The following is a 2334-nucleotide window of genomic DNA, read 5'->3' as shown; positions in this document are numbered from 1 at the left end:
AATGATTAAAAGAATTTTCGGACTTGCCCCCACAAAAGAAAAGAATGGCTCTGGTTATATTCCTTCTCCAATGGGAAGAATGCTTGGAGTAGATAAAGTAAGTGGCTACAAAGCGACAGACTTTGGCGGCAAGAAATATAAAGGAGAAAAGAAGGTTTTAGTGCTTTGCACAGAAGAGCGCTATTTTAAAATGGCTAATGACAAACTTTTCTCCACAGGAAATAATGTGCAAGAAACCATGGTTCCCCTCATGCACCTGGTTAATGCCGGATTTGATTTTGATGTAATTACCCCAAATGGCAAATCAGCAGTTCTTGAGGAATGGTCAGTACCTGTAAAAGATCAGGCGGTGCTAAAATTCCGAAAAGAAAACCAATCGAAATTCGACAAACCGCTTTCCCTAGAAAAGCTTATCAAAAGCAATGAATTGAATAACGAATCAGACTACATCGCTCTATTTCTTCCCGGCGGTCATGGTTCTATGGTGGGGCTTCCAAATGATCAGCATGTGGGTGCACTGTTACGGTGGATTAAGGAGTCTGATCGGTATCTGGTTGCAGTGTGTCATGGTCCTGCTGCGATGATTGCAAAAGAATCCAAGGGTGAACCGAATCCTTATAAGGGTTATAAAATGGTGGCTTTCCCCGATAAATTTGATAAGCAATCGCCTTCATTAGGCTACCTGCCCGGGCAGCTTCCATGGTTCCAGTGTGAAGCGCTTGCAAAAGAAGGCATTACGGTGCTCAATGATAAAATAACCGGTGCTACCCACATAGACCGAAAGCTGATCTCCGGCGACAGCCCAAAAGCCTGTGATGAGCTGGGAAAGATTACTGTAGCTGAATTATTTAAGGAATTACAAGTTGTATAATCCATCCTATTTGGAATGAAATGGAAATGTTAAAGCAATTCGAAATTTATATCACTGCTCAAAAAGCAACGGGTATGCAAGTTGTAGGTTTTGGCGTCTTGCTGCTGATAGCAGCTGTTCTGCTGCATTTTAACCAGTTGAACCCAATTACCCAAGGTTTAAGAAATGGTATTTTTGTGTTAAGCATTCTTCTTTTGGCAAGTGGAACAGGCTTTATCATGAATCAGAATAAACTTCTGAGGACAAAAACTGAAATTTTTCACAGCAATAAAGCAGAATTTAAACAGCAAGAAGTTGAACGAATGCAGAGAGTTAATAAAAGTGTTCCCACGACAGTAAAAGTCCTATCTGTTGTCATCATTCTTGTATTGCTCGCGCTCATCTTTTTGAACATTCAGCCATTGTGGAAAGGAGTTATTTTCAGTGTTCTTATCTATCTTCTGGGACTTTTAATTCTCGAGTCCATCTCTTACTTATCTGTGAAAACCTATTTAGAATTTCTCTTAAACTCATAAATCATGAAAAAGACAATATTGGTAACCGGTGCAAGCTCCGGAATCGGCAGAGCTACTGCCAAACTATTTCAATCAAAAGGCTGGAATGTGATTGCAACGATGCGAACACCTGAAAAAGAAACTGAATTTACCGAATTGGCCAATGTGCTGGTTACCAAACTTGACGTGCTTGACCTTGATACGATCGATTCGGCACTGGCTCAGGGAATTGATAAGTTCGGCAAAATAGATGTGGTGCTCAATAACGCCGGGTATGGTCTTATGGGGACATTTGAATCTGCGAAGCGGGAAAGCATCATCAGACAATTTGGAGTCAATGTGCAAGGATTATTTGATGTCACCCAGAAAACCCTGCCTCATTTCAGACAAAACAAAGAGGGCATGTTTATCAACATCTCGTCTGTGGGAGGAAGAATGACTTTTCCCTTAATGCCCTTGTATCATTCTACCAAGTGGGCTGTAGAAGGATTCTCTGAATCGTTGCGATGGGAAATGGCGCAAATTGGCGTAAAAGTAAAAGTGATTGAACCGGGAGGAGTAGCAACTGATTTTGGAGGTAGATCGCTGGATCTGCAACACAATCAAGAATTTGCCGAATACAATGAATTTGTGAATGCCTTTATGAAGGCTATGGCCCAATCAATGAATCCTGAAACCATGACCAAGCCTGAACAAATTGCTGAAGTTATATTTGAGGCTGCGACAGATAATTCAGACAAACTTCGCTACAGGGCTGGGGCAGATTGCGAGCAGTTGCTGGGAGCAAGGGATAAAATGTCCGATGAAGAATTTTTCGCCATGCAAAAACAAATTCTTGGACTGTAGTTTTTAATTTGGGCAGGTAATAAATCGAAGACTTATACCATTCAAAAAATGATCAGATGCAATCTTTTGAAATAAACACGATCAGTCAGGCACATCAGTCAGTAGGGCTCCCTGCACCGAAAC

At 41.3% G+C, this 2334-nt stretch carries 3 protein-coding genes; all 3 read left to right on the top strand.

What is annotated here, in order from left to right:
- Nucleotides 1-871 (top strand): DJ-1/PfpI family protein (locus tag ACZFYI_RS19225; protein ID WP_462525738.1); only part of this gene is annotated, 871 nt, incomplete at its 5' end.
- Between the two features lie 20 nt (nt 872-891).
- A complete protein-coding gene (locus tag ACZFYI_RS19220; RefSeq protein WP_462525737.1) occupies nt 892-1386 on the top strand; it encodes a hypothetical protein in 495 nt (164 codons plus the stop codon).
- Nucleotides 1387-1389: 3 nt separating this feature from the next.
- The gene (locus ACZFYI_RS19215) at nt 1390-2211 is read left to right on the top strand and encodes an SDR family oxidoreductase (RefSeq protein WP_462525736.1); all 822 of its coding nucleotides are present in this window, start codon (nt 1390-1392) and stop codon (nt 2209-2211) included.
- The last annotated feature ends 123 nt before the right edge of the window (nt 2212-2334 follow it).

Source organism: Aquiflexum sp. (assembly GCF_977115555.1).
Note: the sequence above shows the minus strand (reverse complement) of the source record. Positions and strands in the feature narration are given on the sequence as shown.